The sequence below is a fragment of the Mycobacterium sp. SMC-15 genome, from assembly GCF_045310925.1.
Classification (GTDB): Bacteria; Actinomycetota; Actinomycetes; order Mycobacteriales; family Mycobacteriaceae; genus Mycobacterium.
Window position 1 is genome coordinate 95,622 of sequence record NZ_JBJIAJ010000009.1, and the last position, 18,306, is coordinate 113,927.

Here is an 18,306-nt window from a genome sequence, read left to right on the forward strand (position 1 = left end):
GGCGCGAAGGACGATGAGGCGTACACCGACTTTGCCGGTCGTCTTTCTTGCCATAAGTACGGTGGTGGCCGGCACCAGCCTGATCGCCGTCCCCCTGGTGGCGGCATCGACCGCCCCGCAGGCCCGAGACATCCAACTCACCGGCGGCGGTACGGCGTTGGTGTATGACGGCAGCGGTGGCCCGATGCTGCCGCCCCCGCAGTTTCTCGATGCGATCAACACGCTGTATCTGGAGCCGGGCGGCTTCACCGGCACGATGCAGGCCGCGCTGCTGCCCAACGAGCTCTATCCGATCACCGGTGTCAAGAGCATGGGGTTCGGGGCGTCGGTGAGCCACGGACAGCCGATCATGCTCTCCGACATCCAAAACCAGATCGCCGCCGGCGGGGTGACGTCGGAGAATCCCCTCGTGGTTTTCGGCTACTCGCAGAGCGCCGCGGTGGCCTCGCAGATCATGCCGCAACTGCGCGACGCGGGTGTCCCCAGCGACCTGGTGCACTTCGTGCTGGTGGGCGATGTCAACAACCCAAACGGCGGCCTGTTGAACACCTTCGACTTTCCGGCCGGCAACAGCTGGGCCTTCACCGCGGCGAACTTCCCGTTCAGCCCCCCGACCCCGTCGGATCTGTATCCGACCGACATCTACAGCCTCGAATACGACGCCAGCGCCGACTTTCCGCGTTATCCGCTGAATCTGTTGTCGGTCCTCAACGCCCTGATAGGAAACTTCACCCAGCACTTCATCTATGCGAACCTCACCCCGGAGCAGGTTGAAAGTGCGATTCTGTTGCCGGGATCCGAGGCACTGTCCGGCGAAGGCCTCACCGAGTACTACATGATCCCGAGCGCGAGCCTGCCGTTGCTGATGCCGCTGCTGTTCCTCCCCGGGATCGGCCAGCCCCTGTATGACTTGTTGGAGCCCGTCACCCGGATCCTGGTGAACCTGGGCTACGGCAGCATCGACGAAGGATGGAATCAGGGGCCGGCGAATGTCCCCACGACGTTCGGGTTGTTCCCGCAGATCGACCTGGGCCAGCTTTCTACGGCTCTGGGCAACGGCTTGCAGCAGGGAATCACCGACGCCCTCAACGCCCTTGCGAATCCGGTCAGCTACGAAGAGCAGATCGCGCCCTGGCTGCCGTTCGCGGACTCGCTCTACACCCACGGATTCGCTCCGGAGAACCCGACGTTTAACGATGTGATGGAGGGGCTCCTCACGCTCGCCGGCTTCCCGGTTTCCGACGTGACGCTCAATTCACCGGTGGCCGACATCATCACCATGATCAACAGCACGCTGGCCTACGACTACTCGGCGCTGCTGCCCGCCGCCGACGCGGTCAGTGCGCTGTTCACCAGCCTCCCCGCGTATGCCGCGAACATCTTTGTCGACCAGCTTCTGGTCGGTGACCTTCTTGACGCGATCGGGCTTCCACTGGCGGCTTATTCAGGTCTGGTCCCGTTCGATCTGCTGCTCGGGGCTCCACCGGCACTGTTCGCGGCCCTCGGCACCCTGGATAACTTCATGGAGCTGTTCTCGTAAGCGCCCCCGCCCAGTCGATATGACGTTCGAAGCCAAGCGATTCCGCCAGTGCGCGATAGCGATTCACCGCTTCAGCGCCGGCCACGACATCACCGCGTGCACGGCACAGCAGTGCAGTCAGCCGCAGCAGGGCGATCTCGCACATCGCCGAGCATTGACCCGCCGGGAGGCTCGCCAACCAGTGAATTGCCTCGTCGGCTTCGGCCAGGTCGCCCTCGGCGCCTCGCTCCAGCAGTGTCTCCACCAGGACGCCGGTCCCCCACACGCCGTAGAAGACATTTCCGGCGTTACGCAAGTCGTCAACCGCGGCGCGCATCGCCGTGATGGCAGCGTCGTAGTCACCGCTGCGGGCGGTCTCCCGGGCGGCCCACACGTCGGTGACCGGGATGAGGAAGAGTGCGCGTTTGCGCAGCCAGATGTCGCGGCTCTGCAGGATCAATTCCAGCCCCCGATGACGGTCGGTGGCGTTGTCCCGATTGATCAGCACGACACCGAGCGCATAGCCGGCCAGCCCGAGTGCGCGATCGCTGCTGGCCCGTTGGGCACATTGCACCGCCTCCTCGCACGCGCGCTGCGCGGCGGCGCTGGGGCGAAGCACCCCGTACTGCAACGCGAAACCGTAGGTCCAGGCGACGGTGCTGCCCAGGGTTTCCGCGTTACTGCACAAGGCCATCGCAACGGCATCATGGAGGTCTTGGAGCCATCCGGCACGGCCCAGCCACCACCGGGCACTGCCACGCCATGCCAGTGCGATCGCGAGAGGTGATCCCACTCCGAAGTTGGCGCCCTTGGCGGGGTCGCCTTCGGCCAGGTCGACGATGGTCTGCGACCACCGCAAGATCTCGCCGAATTCACCGACACAGAGCCAGTTGACGAACGCCATGAACGCCAAGCCCATGGTCGGGGAGCGATCGCCGATCGACTCGAACAGCGCCATCTGCCGGGATGCCAGCTGCGCGCCCTCACGCGAGCGGCCTGCGTAGAGCAGCTCGGTGGCCAGCGCGGTCATCCCGATGGCCAGCGACACCTGGTCGCCGGCCGCGTCGCACAACGCTTGCAGTTCCTCGAAGCGACTGCGGCTTTCCTGGACCTCTCGGGCTTGCCAGTCGGTGGCGCACAACATGGTTCGCGGGGCGATCCGCATCGACAAATGTTCTGGGTCCGCTGTCGGTAGCGCGTCGGCGATGCGGCGGGCCCGTTCCCAGCTGCCCCGGGCCGCGACCAGATCGCGGTTGGTGGACCATGCCCCCGCGCGCATGTGCCAGGCATACGCGGCGCGCAGTTCACCGGCAGCCTGCAGATGTTCGGCTATCAGCGCAGCGTTGTCCTCCAGCGAGCCGGGAGCCCGTTCTTGGATCGCGGCGGCCAGCTTCCGGTGCCAGTGAGCGCGATCGGACTTGAGCTGCGATTCGTAAACCACCGTGCGGATCAACGGATGCCTAAAGGCATACTCGGCACTCGCGGTGAGGTCGACCTCGTCGATCAGCTCGGCCGCGAGCAACTCGTCGAACACCGCATCGACGCCCAGTGCGGGCAACAGCTCCGCGCCGAAGCGCGCTCCGATCACCGAGGCCGCGTTCAATGTTCGTTTGGCCCCACTGCTCAGCTGGTCGGTGCGCGCCTCAATGGCAGCCTGCACCGTGGGTGGCACCGTGACGTCCGCCGCCCGCGTGCGGCAGACGTAGCCACCGTGTTCGCCGTCCAGCGCCCCGCGCTGGGCCAACTCGCGCACCATCTCCTCGGCGAAGAACGGATTCCCGGCGGCTCGCCCGGCGATGATCGCGGCCAGCTCGCCGACCGACGGATCCGATCCCAACAGCTCGCCGGTCAGCGCCGTGATGTCCGAATCATCCAGCGGGGCAAGGACTATTTTCTGTGCATAGGGTAGATGTGTCAGCGCGCCGCGGTAGTCGGGGCGGTAGGTGATCAGCACCATCGAGGGGGTGTGGGGGAGCACCGCTAAGAAGTCCGCGATCAGGGAGTCGCTGACGGGATCGATCCAGTGCACATCCTCGATGATGAACAAAGTTGGTTCGGTGCGGGCCAGCGACGCCGAGTTGATCAGAGCTGTCAGCCGGCTGCGGCGGGTATCGGCGTCGATCTGGGGCAGTGTCACATCAGGGTCGGCGATACCCAGCAAATCATCGAGCAGCAGCAGATCCTGCGCGTCGGCGTGCCCAAAGCGGTCGCGGACCCGTGCGCGGGCGTCCTCGTCCCACAGGTCATCCACGCCGATGCTCGCCCGCAGCAGCCTCGACACGGCCTGAAACGGGATATCGCCGGCATGCGACTCGCAGAATGCCCACACCACCTTCACGCCGCGACCTGCCGCGGCCGCCGCGACCTCCCGGGCCATCCGGCTCTTCCCGATGCCCGGCGCCCCCACCACACCGGCCACACCGCCGTGACCGTGGATCGCGCGGTCCACCATCGCCGCTACGGTGGCCAGCTCCCCGCGCCGGCCGATCAGGCTGGACTCCGCCCGCCGGACCGCGCGATGCCGCTCGGCCATGCCCAACAGGCGGCGGGCGGGCACGGGTTCGGAGGCGCCCTTGATCCGAACCCACTCGACATCACCCAGTGCGGCCGCGCCCTCGACCAGCCCGGCTGTCGACGTGCTCAGCATGATCGCGCCCGGTGGCGCGACCGACTCCATCCGCTGGGCCATCCCGACCTGCTCACCCACCGCGGCGTAGCCGAACTGTCCCGAGCCGATCCCGCCCGCGATCACCTCACCGGAGTTCAACCCGACCCGCAGCCGCAGCTCGATGCCGTCGCGCTCGGCGACCTCGACGGCAAGCCGCTTCGACTCCTCTTGAATATCCAAGGCGGCCAGGCAGGCCCGCACGGCGTGGTCTTCCACGGCGACCGGGGCGCCGAACACCACCATGATCCCGTCGCCCGTCCACTGTGCGACCGTGCTGCCGTAGCGCTGTACCACCTCCGCGCAGCGGTCGGCGAGGTCGGCCATGATCTCGCGCAACCGCTCGGAACCCACCGCCGCGGCGATGTCCATCCAGTGCACCACGTCGGCGAACAGCACCGTCACCTGCTTGTATTCAGCCGGTATCGGTGCTGCCAGAACCGCCGCTCCGCACTCATTGCAGAACTTGAAGGTCGCGGGCAGCCCCGTGCCGCATGAACTGCACACCAAGGCTGGCAGTTCCGACAGCGGCCCAACGCCGTTCACGTCGTTATCGTGTCACCGCGGACCCATAGCTGGATACCGCGTTCGCCGAGAAACTTCCCAGCGCTGAGCTGGGGCTACTCCGGGTGCGGCTCGGCGACCACCGTCGCCAGGTGCGGATTCGCCTCGGCCTTGACTACCTCGAAGAGCTTCTTGTAGTAGGGCATGCAGTCGGCCATGGCCTGCTCGGTGGTGAACAACGGCTGGTAGCCGAGGTCGCGGCCGGCCTTGGCGATCGAGAAGTAGTTGTTGAGGTAAAGCCGTTCCACCGCACCGGGTTCCAACATCGGCTCGGGCAGACCGAACCGGAAGTGCAGCCACTGCCAGGCGAACATCGCGTCGCGCACCATCCGGCCCGAGACCCGGATCCGGGGCCAGCGCTCTCCGCACGCCTCCATGACCGGTCGAGCGAACTCGAACATGTTGATCGGTTCGCCGTCGTTGATGAAGTAGGCCTGACCGGGTGCCGATCCGCCGGGAACCAGGTGCTCGGCGGCCAGGATGAAGCCGTGAATCAGGTTGTGCACGTAGGAGTTGTCGAGCTTGGCGCGCTTGCTGCCGACCAACACCTTGACGTGCCCGGCGACCACGCTTTCGAACAGCTTGCGGAACATGGTCTGGTCCCCGTCGCCCCAGATGCCCGACGGCCGGATCGCACAGGTCAGCATGCCGTCAACGCCGTTCTCGCCGAGCACGAACTTCTCGGCGACCACCTTGGTCTCGGTGTAGAGGTCGTTGAACTTGGTGGTGTAGGCCATGGTTTCGTCGCCGCCGGAGATGGCCTTGCCGCCCATCACAACGCTGTTGGAGGCGGTGTAGACGAACCGCTTCACCCCGGCCCGCTGTCCGGCCTGCACCAGGTTCTTGGTGCCGTCGACGTTGACCGCGAAGCTGCGCCGGCGGATCTCGTCGGTGACCTTCGCGCCACCCTGCAGATCGATGATCGCGGCGGTGTGGAACACGGTGTCGATGTCGGTGACCGCCGCGGCCACCGTCTGCGGGTCGCAGATGTCGCCTTCCAGCTTCTGCAAGTTGGGGTGGTCGGGCAGGCTCGACGGTGCGCGGTCGAAAGAGCGCACCTGGTAGCCGCGTTCCAGCAGGGTCTTGACGAAATTGGTCCCGACGAAGCCGGAGCCGCCGGTGACCAGTACCCGGCCCAGTTCAGTAGTCAGTGAAGGATCACCCATCGGGCGAGCATAACTGAACGTGTTTCAGTTCTTGTGGTTGAAGTCACCCGCGGGCGTCATCGCCGGGCTCGGATTCCAGCACTTCCTGCACCCGGCGCCGGGCGCCGGCCAGGTGCTCTTCACACCGCTTGGCCAGCTGCTCGCCCCGTTCCCACAGGCTCAGCGACGCGTCGAGATCCATCCCGCCCTGCTCCAGCCGCTGCACCACGTCGATCAGCTCGTCGCGGCATTGCTCATAGCCAAGCTCACTAACGGGTGTCACCGGATCGGCTTGCTCAGCTGCCATCGACACACCCCTCACTCGTTGCCGCGACGGCCCCGTCGGCCACCCGGATTCGCAGTCGGGTGCCGGCCGCCGCATCGTCGACCGACCGCAGTACGTGCGGTCCCGCCGCGCCGACAGTCTGGACGACCGCGTAGCCGCGCGCCAATGTCGCGGCCGGGCCCAGGGTAGCCAGCCGCGCCGACAGGTGCCCCACCCGTTCGCTCTGCACGGCGATCAGCCGGGTGACATCACGACGCACCGCGGCCAGCGCGCGGCGCACCTCCTCGCCGCGCTCGGTCAGCGCGCGCAGCGGGTCGGCCAGCACCGGTCGGCTGCGCAGCTGCATCAGCACCCGGTCCTCGCGCACCACCCAGTTACGTACGGCCTGCGCGCTGCGTCGCCGCAGGTCATCGACCAGCGCCTGTTCGGCCGCGGCGTCCGGGACGATCCGCTTCGCCGCGTCGGTGGGGGTGGCCGCGCGCAGGTCGGCCACCAGATCGCACAACGGGCTGTCGGGTTCGTGGCCGATCGCGCTGACCAGCGGAGTTCGGCACGCCGCGATCGCCCGGCACAGAGTTTCGTCGGAGAACGGCAGCAGGTCCTCGACGCTGCCGCCGCCGCGGGCCAGCACGATCACCTCCACGGCCGGGTCGGCGTCCAGCTCGCGCAGCGCCTCGACCATCTGGGCGACCGCGGTGGGTCCCTGCACGGCGGTGTTGCGCACCGCGAAGCGCACCGCCGGCCAGCGGGTGCCGGCCACCGCCATGACATCGCGCTCGGCGGCACTGGCGCGCCCGGTGATCAGGCCGATCGTGCCCGGCAGGAACGGCAACGGCCGTTTGAGTCGCGGATCGAAGAGTCCCTCGGCGTCCAGCAGCCGGCGCAGCCGCTCGATGCGGGCCAGCAGCTCACCGATGCCGACGGCACGGATCTCGGTCAGGCGCAGCGAGAAGGTGCCCCGGGCGGTGTAGAAGTTGGGTTTGCCGCAGACCACCACCTGGGTGCCTTCGGTCAGCTTGACCGGCGCTGAAGCCACCAGTTCGGGGCTGCACGTCACCGTCAGGGACATGTCGGCGGCGGGGTCGCGCAGCACCATGAACACCGTCCGCACGCCCGGGCGCAGGTTGATCTGGGTGAGCTGCCCCTCCACCCACACCGATCCCAGCCGGTCGATCCAGCCCTTGACCCGGATGGCAACCGCGCGGACCGGGAACGGGTTCTCGGCGGTTTCGCCCGGCGCGGGGGCGGTCACTTTGCGGTGGTGCGGGTGATCCTGTTGGCCAGCAGCGTCTGGAACGGTGCCCGGGCCTTGGTGGCCTCTTCGTAGGCGAGCAGGGTCTCCAACTCGTCGAGGCTGAGCGAGGCCAGCCGGGCCCGCAGCTGGGCCAGGGTCAGCGAGCCGTAGTCCAGTTCGTCGACCAGATCGGGGACGGGCACGTCGGAGTTGGCGGTCGTGCTCGGCGCGCCGTTCTCCACGGGAGGGGTAGCCCCGTCCTCGCTGAACGAATAGAGGGCGAACCGTCCGTCGGTACGCGGGCCGGTGTCGTCGTCGTCATCGAAGGTCGCGGCCGCGCCGTCGACGCTGTCCTCCACGTCATCGTCGAAGGTCGCCCACTCCGGCTGCTCATCCTTCGGCGGGAACAGCGACTCGAGGGTGGTGTCGCCCTTGTTGACCAGCTCAGCCATACCCTGCTGCCAGCGCATCACCGCGTGCGCGGCCTGGCTGGCCAGCGTCATCGGGTAGGTCAGGATGGTTTGCGGCAGCTTCAGGGTCTCCTCGACCGCGACGGTGGCCGCGCCGACCAGAAGCCGGACTCCAAAGGGTGCGTTTGCCATGGCCCCCAGCCTGCCTTACCTGCCGGTCATCTCCAAGTATTGACCGGCCTGACGCGAGCTGGCGGTCTCGTGTCGGCAGACCGTACGCTGGTTGCCATGCCCCAAACCGTCGACGTGGAGATCGCCTACAGTTCAGCCGCGCGGGCGAGCGGCGCCCCCGCCGGCAAGCGGGTGCTGCTGGCGGAGCCACGCGGCTACTGCGCGGGCGTGGACCGGGCGGTCGAGACCGTCGAGCGGGCCCTGGAGAAGCACGGCGCTCCCGTATACGTGCGGCACGAGATCGTGCACAACAAGCATGTGGTGGACACCCTGACGAACAAGGGCGCAGTCTTCGTGCACGAGACCGACGAGGTCCCCGAAGGCGCGATCGTGGTGTTCTCCGCGCACGGCGTGGCCCCGACCGTGCACGAAACGGCCGCCGACCGCAACTTGCGGGTGATCGACGCGACCTGCCCGCTGGTGACCAAGGTGCACAACGAGGCCAAACGATTCGCCCGCGACGGCTACGACATCCTGCTGATCGGCCACGCCGGCCACGAAGAGGTTGTCGGGATCATCGGCGAGGCCCCCAACGACGTGCAGTTGGTCGACGGGCTGGACGCGGTGGACTCGGTGCAGGTCCGCGACGAGAACAAGATCGTGTGGCTGTCGCAGACCACGCTCAGCGTCGACGAGACCATGCAGACAGTGCTCAAGCTGCGTGAACGGTTCCCGAACCTGCAGGACCCGCCCAGCGACGACATCTGTTACGCCACCCAGAACCGCCAGACCGCGGTCAAGGCGATGGCCCCGGAGTGCGAGCTGGTGATCGTGGTGGGCTCGCGGAACTCCTCGAACTCCTGCCGACTGGTCGAGGTGGCGCTGGGTGCCGGTGCCCGCGCGGCCCACCTGGTGGACTACGCCGAAGACATCGACCCGGCGTGGCTGGCCCCGGAGGCCGGGGAGGTGCAGACCATCGGCGTCACCTCGGGTGCGTCGGTGCCGGAGATCCTGGTCCGCGGCGTGCTGGAGCGGCTCGGCGAGTACGGCTACGGCACGGTGTTCCCGGTGGCCACCGCCAACGAGACCCTGGTGTTCGCCTTGCCCCGCGAGATCCGGCCGAGTCGCCGCTAGCGTTCGCCGCTAGCTAGACGTCGAACTCCCAGGAGTCGACGTCATCGCGCGGTTGACGGGAGCGGGCGCGGGGTTGCGCCTCGGCCTCGTCGGCTCCGGACCTGCGGTAACGCACCTGAGAAACGGGATGCCGAGTGTCGGCCCCGTTGCCGCGCCCCTCGCCACCTGTCGGGGCCGGTCGGCGCCGGGGCATCGACTCGGATGCGTCGGAAGGGCGGTAGCTGCGCGGATGCGGATCCCGGCTAGTCCTCGAGAGCGGGTCACCTGAGCGCGGTGAGTCCTGGGGCGGGCGCGGACGCCGCCGCGGCTCGTCTTGCCAGTCCGGCGCCGGCCGCCGGCGGGGTTGGCGCTCATCGTGCGCCTCAGGGGCCGGGCGTCGCCGCCGCTGCATGGGTTCGTCGCGTCCGTCGGCTGCCGGACGACGGCGCGGGCGCGGCTGCTCGGCGGCGCGGGCGTCCATCTCCGGCCGGACGTGCCGCGAACGCGTCGGCGCCGAGCCGTTGGCTGCGCCGCGGCGCTCGGCGGAGCGGGTGCGGGAGCGGGACCCGGAGGCCGCGCGGGCGGCCCGACGCGATTCCGCGGTGGCGCGGCGGGGGCGCTGGCCAGGGCGCTCCTCGCGGGAGGCCGGCTGCTCGATGGCGTGCGCTGGGTTGCGGGTGAGGGCCGAGGTGAGCATGGCGCCGATGCGGTCGCTGAGCGTGGCCCGCTTCGGAGTGGCGTCTTCCGCGGTGTCGCGCTTCGCGGTTCCGCCCAGCATCCCGAGATACCAGCGAACCATCCCGATCAGCAGCACGGCCGCGGCCGTGAACAGCATCAGCGGGAATCGTTCGATCAGGGGATAGCCGCAGTTGATGACGATGGCCTTGAGGCCGGGGAATCCGCCGCCGCGCAGCACCCAGTACGCGCTGGGCACGCTGACGAACAGGATCAGCGGGGGCTGGACCACCGTCGTGAACACGGCCGATTGCTGCACCATGAGCACCGCGGCGATACAGCCCATCGCATAGAGCGCGGAGAAGACGATGGTCAGTTCTTTGTCTCCGGAGCCGGCGTCGAACGCCACCCCGATCGCGGTCGCGACCACCGCCACGGCCACGGCACTCCACCACGGCAAACCGGCGATGCTCGGCAAAATCGAACGGTGGTCAGCGGCCACTGCCGACTTCTCCCGCGCTACTGCCACACACTGACGGTACCGGCTGGCGGCGGCGGGGGCGCACGGCGGCACGCCCCGGGCTCTAGACTTGGCTACCCGTGAGCCTGAGCCTGGGAATCGTGGGGTTGCCCAACGTTGGTAAGTCGACCCTGTTCAACGCGCTGACACACAACGATGTGTTGGCCGCCAACTATCCGTTCGCGACTATCGAGCCGAACGAGGGTGTGGTGCCGCTGCCCGACCCCCGGCTGGTCAAGCTGGCCGAGATCTTCGGCTCCGAGCGGATCTTGCCGGCGCCGGTGACGTTCGTCGACATCGCCGGCATCGTCAAGGGCGCCTCGGAGGGCGCCGGCCTGGGCAACAAGTTCCTGGCCAACATCCGCGAGTGCGACGCCATCTGCCAGGTGGTGCGCGTCTTCGCCGACGACGACGTGGTGCACGTGGACGGCAAGGTGGACCCTGAGGCCGACATCGAGGTGATCGCCACCGAGCTGATCCTGGCCGACATGCAGACCCTGGAGAAGGCGGTCCCGCGGCTGGAGAAGGAAGCCCGCAACAACAAGGACCGCAAGCCCATGCACGAGGCCGCGGTGGCCGCCGCGGCGATCCTCGACACCGGCAAGACCCTGTTCGCCGCACGGGTGGACACCGCGCCGCTGCGCGAGCTGAACCTGCTGACCACCAAGCCGTTCCTCTATGTGTTCAACGCCGACGAGTCGGTGCTCACTGACGCCGCGCGGGTCGCCGCGCTGCGCGAGCTGGTGGCCCCGGCCGATGCGGTGTTCCTGGACGCCAAGATCGAAGCCGAGCTCGCCGAGCTCGACGACGAGTCGGCCATGGAGCTGCTGGAGTCGATCGGGCAGAGCGAGCGCGGCCTGGATGCCTTGGCGCGGGCCGGTTTTCACACCCTGAAGTTGCAGACCTATCTGACCGCCGGGCCCAAGGAGGCGCGGGCCTGGACCATCCACCAGGGCGACACCGCGCCCAAGGCGGCCGGGGTGATCCACACCGATTTCGAAAAGGGCTTCATCAAGGCCGAGGTGGTCTCCTACGACGACCTGGTCGAGGCCGGATCGATGGCCGCCGCCAAGTCCGCCGGCAAGGTGCGCATGGAGGGCAAGGACTACGTCATGGCAGACGGGGACGTGGTCGAGTTCCGGTTCAACGTGTGATGTCTCGTTCACGCTGACGACGGTTCGCTGAAGATGCCGGCCGGTAGGGCGTCGCGGTGAAGAAATCCTCATCGAGCGGGCCGACGTTGCGTCATGACGCTAGAATTCTGTACATGACTACTCTGCCCCTGGCTGAGGTTCGGGCAAATCTGTCCAAGCTGGTCGATGAGGCCGTCCGCACGCATCAGCGCGTCGAAGTCACCCGACAGGGACGTCGAGCAGCAGTCCTTCTCAGCGCCGACGATTACGACTCGATCATGGAGACGCTGGACATCCTCGGCGACGCAGCCGCCATGGCCGCGGTGCGGGAGGCAGACGCTGACATCGCTGCTGGGCGCCTGTACTCCGCCGACGAGGTTGAGGCGGAACTCCGCTCGAAGGGGATCGTGAAATAGCGGCGTATCGGATCGAGCTGACGCGACGCGCTCGCAGGGGCTTGTCTGAGGAACTGCCTGAAGAGGTAGCGGCTGCGTGTTGGGAGTTCATCGTGAATGTACTTGCGCATAATCCGTTAAGGGTTGGAAAGGCTCTACGAGCTGACCTCGCGGGCAGGTTCTCCGCTAGACGCGGGGATTTCAGGGTGATCTACGAAGTTTTCGACGACAAAGTTGTAGTTCGGGTTATCGACGTGCGTCACAGGCGAGACGTTTATCGATGACTTCCCAGTCGCGCATCTGTTTCACGTGGACTGACGCTGGCCAGGAGGAGGTGGAACTCGTTGGCTACCACTGACATGCCAGGAGAACTTGCGCGTCAATGGGATGTGGTCTGTGACGTCGTGCGACGCTCCACCGGTCCGCTCGCCATTGCGTCGGTCGACGCCGACGGTAGCCCGACCATCACTCCGATCGGCACCGTGTTCTTGCGTGATGACTGCACCGGCTTCTATTTCGACCAGTACACCGAACGCCTTGCAGATAACCTCGACCGCAACCCTCGCGTCTGCGTGATGGCGGTCGACAGTGGTTCGGTCTTCTGGCTCCGCTCGTTGCTGACCGGGCGTTTTCGCAAAGCCATCGGCGTCCGCCTATATGGAACCGCCGGCCCTCGCCGCGCGGCGAAGGCCGAGGAACTCGACGCAGTCCGTCGGCGCGTCCGTCTCACTCAATGGACCAAAGGTGGACGTGCGCTCTGGTCGGACTTCAGTCAAGTGCGCGATCTGACGTTCAGTGAAGCGCGATTCGTGCGGTACCCGGTCATGATGGAGAAGGGCTCCCCGTAGTCCGGGTCAAAACGTTGGTCGAAGCCGCACAGCGGTGGAGTTCCGGTTCAACGTGTAGGTGGCTGGGTGCGCGTTAGCGTCTAGCGCATGGCCATCAAACTCGAGAACGTCGGCATCGCGGTGGACGACCTCGAAGCAACAATCGCCTTCTTCACCGACCTCGGTTTGACTCTCGTCGGACGTGACACCGTGAGCGGCGAATGGACTGACATCGCGGTGGGTCTCGACGGTAACCACGCCAACATTGCGATGCTCCAGACGCCGGACGGCCAGGGCCGCATCGAGCTGTTCGAGTACATCCACCCCCGTGCCATCGAGTCGAATCCGACCCTTCCGAACGAAATTGGTATGCACCGCGTCGCCTTCTCGGTCGACGACATCGACGAGGCTCTCGGTATAGCCGCGAAGCACGGATGTCACCCGCTCCGCGGCGTGGCCAACTACAACGACGTGTACAAGCTCACCTATGTCCGCGGTCCCAGCGGAATCATCGTCATGCTCGCCGAGGAGCTGGGGAACACCTGACTTCTGATTAGCGGTGCGGTGGTGCCGCTGTGCTCGACCATGTCGACACCTGACGAAGGCGGCTCATGTTTATCTGCGCGGCAACTCGGTGGCGTTATGGAAACAGGTCGCGCGTTAAATCATTGAAACATCGGGTGCGCAACGGGCCAATAGGCGGTTAGCTGGCGGTAACTGCGGACAGAGGGGGCGCCGGATGGCTGCGCGTAAGCCGCGATTGCGGCCGGTCTCGAATGATCCGGCCCGAGTCGAATACCGAACCGTGCACGGATATCGCCGGGCGTATCGGGTGGCCGGGGACGGGCCGCCGCTGCTGTTGATTCACGGGATTGGAGACAATTCGTCGACCTGGGAGCCACTGATCCCGCTGCTGGCGCAGAAGTACACGGTGATCGCCCCGGATCTCCTCGGTCACGGGCTCTCGGATCAGCCGCGCGCTGACTATTCCGTCGCCGCGTTCGCCAACGGCATGCGAGATCTGCTGTCGGTCTTGAATTTTGACCAGGTGACGGTCATCGGGCACTCCTTGGGCGGCGGGGTGGCGATGCAGTTCTGCTACCAGTACCCACAGATGGTTGGGCGGCTGGTGTTGGTGGCCGCCGGCGGTGTGAAGCGCGAGGTCAACCCCGCGCTGAGGCTGGCGTCGCTGCCGGCCGCACCGCAGGCGCTGGCCGCACTTTCAGTGCCAGGATTTGAGACAGCGCTTCGGATGGTTCGGGGGCGGATCGACAAGGTGAACCTGCCGGCGCTTCTGGTCGATCTCCCCGAGATCCTGCGGGTGCTAGGTGATTTGAGTTCGCCGAAAAAGCGGGCGGCGTTCGTGCGGACGCTGCGCGCCGTGGTGGATTGGCGCGGGCAGATGGTCACCATGCTCGACCGCAGTTATCTCACCGAACGGCTCCCGATCATGATCGTCTGGGGCACCCACGATCTGGTGCTGCCGTATTCGCACGCCAAGCTGGCACACGCCGCCATGCCGCATTCGCGGCTGGAAACCTTCGTCGATTCCGGTCATTTCCCGTTCCGTGACGACCCGCTGCGGTTCGCCGACCTCGTCGACGACTTCATAACCAGCACGGTGCCGCTGGATTTCGACCTGGAACGGTGGCGTCGGCTGCTCACCGACGGAGCGGCCGACCCAGGGATGGCGGATCCGGATGAGGAGTTGCTGCGCGCGTTGACAGACAGCCGCAGCGCCACCTGACCCGCGGGTTCTGGCCTGATAACCGATGGTCTGAATGCCCCGAATGGGGGAAAGGGCACCGCCAGCAGCTGCGGTTCGCCCGCAGAGACGTCGCCGACGTGTGTCTCACCGGTAACCTCACCGCGACGGCGATAGGGGAGGCTCGTCCTCATGTCGGTGGTTGAGGCGATCTATCTGGTCGCGGCGGTGCTGTGGATTGTCGTGGTGGTGGCTGCGGCGTGCATCGGAGGCCACTACCTGGTCAAGCTTCGTGCCAGGCGGCGCCAAGTGACCGGGCTGATCGACACGGTGCGGCTGTCCATCGAGCGCGCCATCGTCCCGTACCGGGCACTGGCCGCCGGCGGTGCCGCCGTTCTTCAGCGGGTAGTTGCCGGCAGCGGCGTCCTCGGGAGCATCGCTCAGTTGATGATGACGTCGATTCCCTCTGCCCGCATCGCCGCCAAGCGGTCACGCCACTCCTGAAGGGCTTCGGGTGTCAGGCGTGGCCAATCGTGGATCTCTTCGACGACGCGCAGGGGTTCGCTGCTGCGGTAGGAGCGGGTCGGATTGCCGGGGAACTTCTTGTCAGTGACGTTCGGATCGTTCTCGTACTCTCCGGTCGGTTCGACCCGATACACCCGTGGCGTGCCGTGGCCGGCGGCGAGCTCGGCCGCCAGCCCGGCCCCGTCGCGCAGGGCAGTGAAATAGATGTGGTTCATGACGATTTCGGGCCGATAGTTGGAACGGAAGCCCGGGAGGAGTAGATCCCCAACCGTCAGGTCGGCCTTGGTGCCGTGGAAGAACGGGCCTTCGTCGTCGATCGCGTCCATTGAATCGAGGGTATCGACTCGCGGCGACTGCCGATTGCACACGCGCTGTTCGTGCGGCGCAGTGCGCGGAATACACCAAAGCGCTTTCAGCCGCGCTTGCCCGGTAACCTGACCGCGGTGCGGATTCGTGACTGCGTCGGCCCGACCGAATATCCCCGGCTGGTGGCGATTTGGCGCAGCGCCGTCGATGCGACGCACGACTTTCTGGCAGAAGCCGACCGCGCGGCCATCGAAAGTCAGCTGGCGGACAAGTACTTTCCCGGGGTTCGTCTCGTCGTCGCGGAGATCGACGGTGACCCGGTGGGTTTCGCCGGCACGGCGGGGGAGAGTCTGGAGATGTTGTTCGTCCACGCCGATGCTCGCGGCCACGGCGTCGGGACAGCCCTGCTCGATCACGCGATCGCGGAGCAGCAGGTCCGCTTGGTGGACGTCAACGAGCAGAACGAGCAAGCGGTCGAGTTCTACGTGCGACGCGGTTTCGTCGTCACGGGGCACAGCGAGCTTGACGACGCGGGTCGGCCATACCCGTTGCTGCACATGGAGGCACTGCTCACACTGGTCTTGAGCTATCTGGACGAAAGCCGGCCGGGCGAGCTGGTCGGGGCCTACCTCTACGGTTCGGCGGCAACCTCCGGGCTGCGGCCGGACAGCGACGTCGATCTGCTGGTCCTCACCCGCACGCCGCTGTCGGAGTCCGAGCGGACATCGCTGGTCTCCGTGCTGCTGGGTGCGTCCGGATGGCACGGGCACGCTGCCCAGTTCCCCGAAGTCGCCGACCGGCGGCCGTTGGAGCTGACCAGCCTCGTGGTGGCCGATGTGGATCCGCTGCCACAGACACCCCGGCGCGACTTCCAATTCGGCGAATGGCTGCGCGCGGAACTTGTGGACGGCCATGTCCCGCCCGCCGTTGCCGATCCCGATGTGGTCGTGCTGCTAGCCACCGCTCAGAGTGCTCACCGGGTGTTACGCGGCCAGCCGCTCGAAGATCTCGTCGCCCCGATTCCGCCCGAGCCTCTCCGACACGCCCAGCTCGCGTTGCTGCCCGAGCTGATGAACGATCCGGCGGGCGAGGAGCGGTTCTTCCTGCTGACCCTGGCCCGCATGCTGGTCACCATCGAGACCGGGCGGATTGTCCCCAAGGACGTTGCCGCGCAACGTGTCGCACCGCGATTGACGGGACAGGATCGTGCGCTGCTGGAGCTTGCCGGGCAGGATTACCTCGGCCTCGCCCAGGTGAACTGGGGCGACCACTACCAGCACGTGGTGGCGTTGGTGCCGACGCTGGTCGGGCTGATCCGGCAGGCCGGCGACGTCGCGGCGAGCGGCTAGATCGCGATCTGCAACCAGGCTCGGCAGCCGCTGTTAGGCTCCGGAAATAGTGGGCAAAAAGTTGGCCCACCGATCGCGACGGAGAAGAAAATGAGAGGTCAAAGTATTGCGATCTTGGCGGGAGTGTTAGCTGGCGGTGCGACGGTGCTGGCCGGTCCGGCCTACGCCGATCCGCCGAGCGGCAGATACCACGTAACCGGGCAAGGCCTGCAGGACGATTTCTACTGGGAGCTCAGCTCGTGCGGTTCGGACTGCCTGACCATTGCGCCGTCGGGGCAGCTGCACAGGCAAGGCAATGCGTGGGCCGGCACCACGACCGGCGGCTGTAAGACCACGCTCGACGAATCTTCGCTTACCGGTACCTATCAGTGCCCGATGCTTCCGCCGATCGACATCGCCTTGGTCAGCGCCGGCTGAAACCGGAGAACCCGATCACGCTGAGCAAAATCAGCGTGACGTGACGACTACCAGATGACGGCGAGCCCCGCGGCCGTCAGGGCCAGCGCACCCGCGACGTAGAACAGCGGGCGAGGGGCTTCCCCGCCTGACTTGCGCTGCCGAGCCCGGCCGATGCCCAGCACGGCACCGAGGGCGATCAGGATCACCAGCTTGATCTCGATCTTGGGGTAGTTGAGCACCACGCCGGCGGGCCAGGGGGCGGCCAACGCGAGTCCGGTCAGCAGCGACAGCACCACGCCGTAGTCCATCACCGGGGTGAGCTGGAAGCGCCGCGCAACGGCTTCGGCGACCAACGCACCGAAGGTCAACGCGAATCCGACGATGTGCAGCAGAACTATTACGTGCCGTAGTACCTCCACGTCGCTCAGGCTAGCCCCTGGCGGCGGCAAATGGTATTCCTTCGGCGACCTGGTGGTCGCGTCGTTCGCCGACCTGTCGGAGGGGTCTCTACCCTTACCGGCATGACTTCTTCGACAACTCGCCTGGCCGCCGTCGTCGCCGCCACCAGTGACCCGGCTGCCGCCGACCCCGCCGGCTCCCAGGTGGTCTTCCGTGCCTCGGCCGTCGCGCACGACGCAGTGGCCAGCACCATCACCATGGGCCGCTACAGCGTCGAGGTCGATGAACCACCGGCGCTCGGCGGTGAGAACACCGCACCCAACCCGGTCGAGTACTACCTGGGATCCCTGCTGTCCTGCCAGGTGGTCACCTGGCGGTACTGGGCCGAGAAGCTCGGTATCGCGGTCGATGAGATCACCGGGCGCGCCGAGGGCGACCTGGACGTGCGCGGATTCTTCGGCCTGGACGACTCGGTGCGCCCCGGCTTCAAGGAGGTGCGGGTGGTCGTCACGGTGACCGGGCCGGAAACCGAGGAGCGTTACCGCGAACTGCACGAGGTCGTCGAAAAGCACTGCCCGGTGCTGGATTTGACCACCAACGTCACCCCGGTGCGCAGCACGCTGGAAATCGGGTAGCGGCGATGATCTTCATTGTGGTCAAGTTCGCGGTCAAGCCGGAGTGGGCCGAGCGCTGGCCGCAGCTGGTGGCCGGCTTCACCGAGGCCACCCGTGCCGAGCCGGGCAACCTGTGGTTCGACTGGTCGCGCAGCCTGGAGGATCCGAACGAGTACGTGCTCGTCGAGGCCTTCCGCGATGGCGACGCCGGCAGTGCGCACGTCAACAGCGACCACTTCCAGCAGGCCATGTCCGACATGCCGCAGGCGCTGGTGTCGACGCCGAAGATCATCAGCCAGCAGATCGACGCGACGGACTGGTCGGAGATGGGCGAGCTGACGGTCTAGCGATT

The 18,306-nt window shown here is 66.9% G+C and carries 21 protein-coding genes; 13 read left to right on the plus strand and 8 right to left on the minus strand.

Annotated features, from left to right (window positions below):
- Positions 1-13 precede the first annotated feature (13 nt).
- Entirely contained in the window at positions 14-1,540 is a 1,527-nt protein-coding gene (locus tag ACJH71_RS14600) for a PE-PPE domain-containing protein (protein WP_406758721.1), read from the plus strand.
- Here the strand turns inward: ACJH71_RS14600 and ACJH71_RS14605 are convergent.
- From ACJH71_RS14605 to ACJH71_RS14625, 5 genes are all read right to left on the minus strand, one after another.
- On the minus strand, positions 1,521-4,730 hold the full coding sequence (locus ACJH71_RS14605) for an adenylate/guanylate cyclase domain-containing protein (protein WP_406758722.1): 3,210 nt from the start codon (positions 4,728-4,730) through the stop codon (positions 1,521-1,523). The genes ACJH71_RS14600 and ACJH71_RS14605 overlap by 20 nt on opposite strands.
- A 74-nt stretch (positions 4,731-4,804) precedes the next feature.
- The gene (locus ACJH71_RS14610) at positions 4,805-5,914 is read right to left on the minus strand and encodes an NAD-dependent epimerase/dehydratase family protein (protein WP_406758723.1); all 1,110 of its coding nucleotides are present in this window, start codon (positions 5,912-5,914) and stop codon (positions 4,805-4,807) included.
- 43 nt (positions 5,915-5,957) lie between these two features.
- Positions 5,958-6,200 (minus strand): exodeoxyribonuclease VII small subunit, encoded by a 243-nt coding sequence (locus tag ACJH71_RS14615; protein WP_406758724.1) that lies wholly within the window; start codon positions 6,198-6,200, stop codon positions 5,958-5,960.
- Complete coding sequence (gene xseA / locus ACJH71_RS14620) at positions 6,190-7,431, minus strand: exodeoxyribonuclease VII large subunit (RefSeq protein WP_406758725.1); 1,242 nt, start codon at positions 7,429-7,431, stop codon at positions 6,190-6,192. The genes ACJH71_RS14615 and xseA overlap by 11 nt, the downstream gene beginning before the upstream one ends.
- The gene (locus tag ACJH71_RS14625; protein WP_406758726.1) at positions 7,428-8,015 is read right to left on the minus strand and encodes a lipid droplet-associated protein; all 588 of its coding nucleotides are present in this window, start codon (positions 8,013-8,015) and stop codon (positions 7,428-7,430) included. The genes xseA and ACJH71_RS14625 overlap by 4 nt, the downstream gene beginning before the upstream one ends.
- 96 nt (positions 8,016-8,111) lie before the next feature.
- Here ACJH71_RS14625 and ACJH71_RS14630 point away from each other — a divergent pair, with 96 nt between their 5' ends.
- Positions 8,112-9,128 carry a 4-hydroxy-3-methylbut-2-enyl diphosphate reductase gene (locus tag ACJH71_RS14630; RefSeq protein ID WP_406758727.1) on the plus strand — a complete coding sequence of 339 codons (1,017 nt, stop codon included), beginning with the start codon at positions 8,112-8,114 and terminating at the stop codon, positions 9,126-9,128.
- Between the two features lie 13 nt (positions 9,129-9,141).
- Here ACJH71_RS14630 and ACJH71_RS14635 read toward each other — a convergent pair whose 3' ends face one another.
- Positions 9,142-10,311, minus strand: a complete 1,170-nt coding sequence (locus ACJH71_RS14635) for a DUF6542 domain-containing protein (RefSeq protein ID WP_406758728.1) — start codon at positions 10,309-10,311, stop codon at positions 9,142-9,144.
- A 71-nt stretch (positions 10,312-10,382) separates the two neighbouring features.
- Between ACJH71_RS14635 and ychF the strand changes: the two genes are divergently transcribed.
- The 7 genes from ychF to ACJH71_RS14670 all read left to right on the plus strand — a co-directional run bounded on the left by ychF (position 10,383) and on the right by ACJH71_RS14670 (position 14,866).
- Positions 10,383-11,456, plus strand: a complete 1,074-nt coding sequence (gene ychF / locus ACJH71_RS14640) for a redox-regulated ATPase YchF (RefSeq protein ID WP_406758729.1) — start codon at positions 10,383-10,385, stop codon at positions 11,454-11,456.
- A 113-nt stretch (positions 11,457-11,569) separates the two neighbouring features.
- Positions 11,570-11,851 carry a type II toxin-antitoxin system Phd/YefM family antitoxin gene (locus ACJH71_RS14645; protein ID WP_406758730.1) on the plus strand — a complete coding sequence of 94 codons (282 nt, stop codon included), beginning with the start codon at positions 11,570-11,572 and terminating at the stop codon, positions 11,849-11,851.
- Positions 11,852-11,943: 92 nt separating this feature from the next.
- Positions 11,944-12,114 carry a type II toxin-antitoxin system RelE family toxin gene (locus ACJH71_RS14650; protein WP_406758731.1) on the plus strand — a complete coding sequence of 57 codons (171 nt, stop codon included), beginning with the start codon at positions 11,944-11,946 and terminating at the stop codon, positions 12,112-12,114.
- 60 nt (positions 12,115-12,174) lie between these two features.
- Positions 12,175-12,678, plus strand: coding sequence for a pyridoxamine 5'-phosphate oxidase family protein (locus tag ACJH71_RS14655; RefSeq protein ID WP_406758732.1), 504 nt, complete (start codon positions 12,175-12,177; stop codon positions 12,676-12,678).
- Between the two features lie 87 nt (positions 12,679-12,765).
- Positions 12,766-13,203, plus strand: coding sequence for a VOC family protein (locus ACJH71_RS14660; RefSeq protein WP_406758733.1), 438 nt, complete (start codon positions 12,766-12,768; stop codon positions 13,201-13,203).
- A gap of 193 nt (positions 13,204-13,396) precedes the next feature.
- On the plus strand, positions 13,397-14,404 hold the full coding sequence (locus tag ACJH71_RS14665) for an alpha/beta fold hydrolase (RefSeq protein WP_406758734.1): 1,008 nt from the start codon (positions 13,397-13,399) through the stop codon (positions 14,402-14,404).
- Positions 14,405-14,554: 150 nt separating this feature from the next.
- Positions 14,555-14,866 carry a hypothetical protein gene (locus tag ACJH71_RS14670; protein WP_406758735.1) on the plus strand — a complete coding sequence of 104 codons (312 nt, stop codon included), beginning with the start codon at positions 14,555-14,557 and terminating at the stop codon, positions 14,864-14,866.
- Here ACJH71_RS14670 and arr read toward each other — a convergent pair.
- A complete protein-coding gene (gene arr, locus ACJH71_RS14675) occupies positions 14,803-15,213 on the minus strand; it encodes an NAD(+)--rifampin ADP-ribosyltransferase (protein WP_406758736.1) in 411 nt (136 codons plus the stop codon). The two genes, ACJH71_RS14670 and arr, sit on opposite strands and share 64 nt — an antisense overlap.
- 117 nt (positions 15,214-15,330) lie before the next feature.
- On the opposite strand from arr, the gene ACJH71_RS14680 reads away from it, so the two are divergent.
- The gene (locus tag ACJH71_RS14680) at positions 15,331-16,542 is read left to right on the plus strand and encodes an acetyltransferase (protein WP_406758737.1); all 1,212 of its coding nucleotides are present in this window, start codon (positions 15,331-15,333) and stop codon (positions 16,540-16,542) included.
- Positions 16,543-16,632: 90 nt separating this feature from the next.
- Complete coding sequence (locus ACJH71_RS14685; protein WP_406758738.1) at positions 16,633-16,959, plus strand: hypothetical protein; 327 nt, start codon at positions 16,633-16,635, stop codon at positions 16,957-16,959.
- A gap of 47 nt (positions 16,960-17,006) precedes the next feature.
- On the opposite strand, the gene ACJH71_RS14690 is transcribed toward ACJH71_RS14685, so the two are convergent.
- On the minus strand, positions 17,007-17,360 hold the full coding sequence (locus ACJH71_RS14690; RefSeq protein WP_406758739.1) for a Fe-S protein: 354 nt from the start codon (positions 17,358-17,360) through the stop codon (positions 17,007-17,009).
- Between the two features lie 102 nt (positions 17,361-17,462).
- Between ACJH71_RS14690 and ACJH71_RS14695 the strand changes: the two genes are divergently transcribed.
- Both ACJH71_RS14695 and ACJH71_RS14700 read left to right on the plus strand, forming a co-directional pair.
- Positions 17,463-17,975: an OsmC family protein gene (locus tag ACJH71_RS14695; RefSeq protein ID WP_046283855.1), complete on the plus strand. Its 513-nt coding sequence runs from the start codon at positions 17,463-17,465 to the stop codon at positions 17,973-17,975.
- 5 nt (positions 17,976-17,980) lie between these two features.
- Positions 17,981-18,301: a putative quinol monooxygenase gene (locus ACJH71_RS14700; RefSeq protein ID WP_406758740.1), complete on the plus strand. Its 321-nt coding sequence runs from the start codon at positions 17,981-17,983 to the stop codon at positions 18,299-18,301.
- The last annotated feature ends 5 nt before the right edge of the window (positions 18,302-18,306 follow it).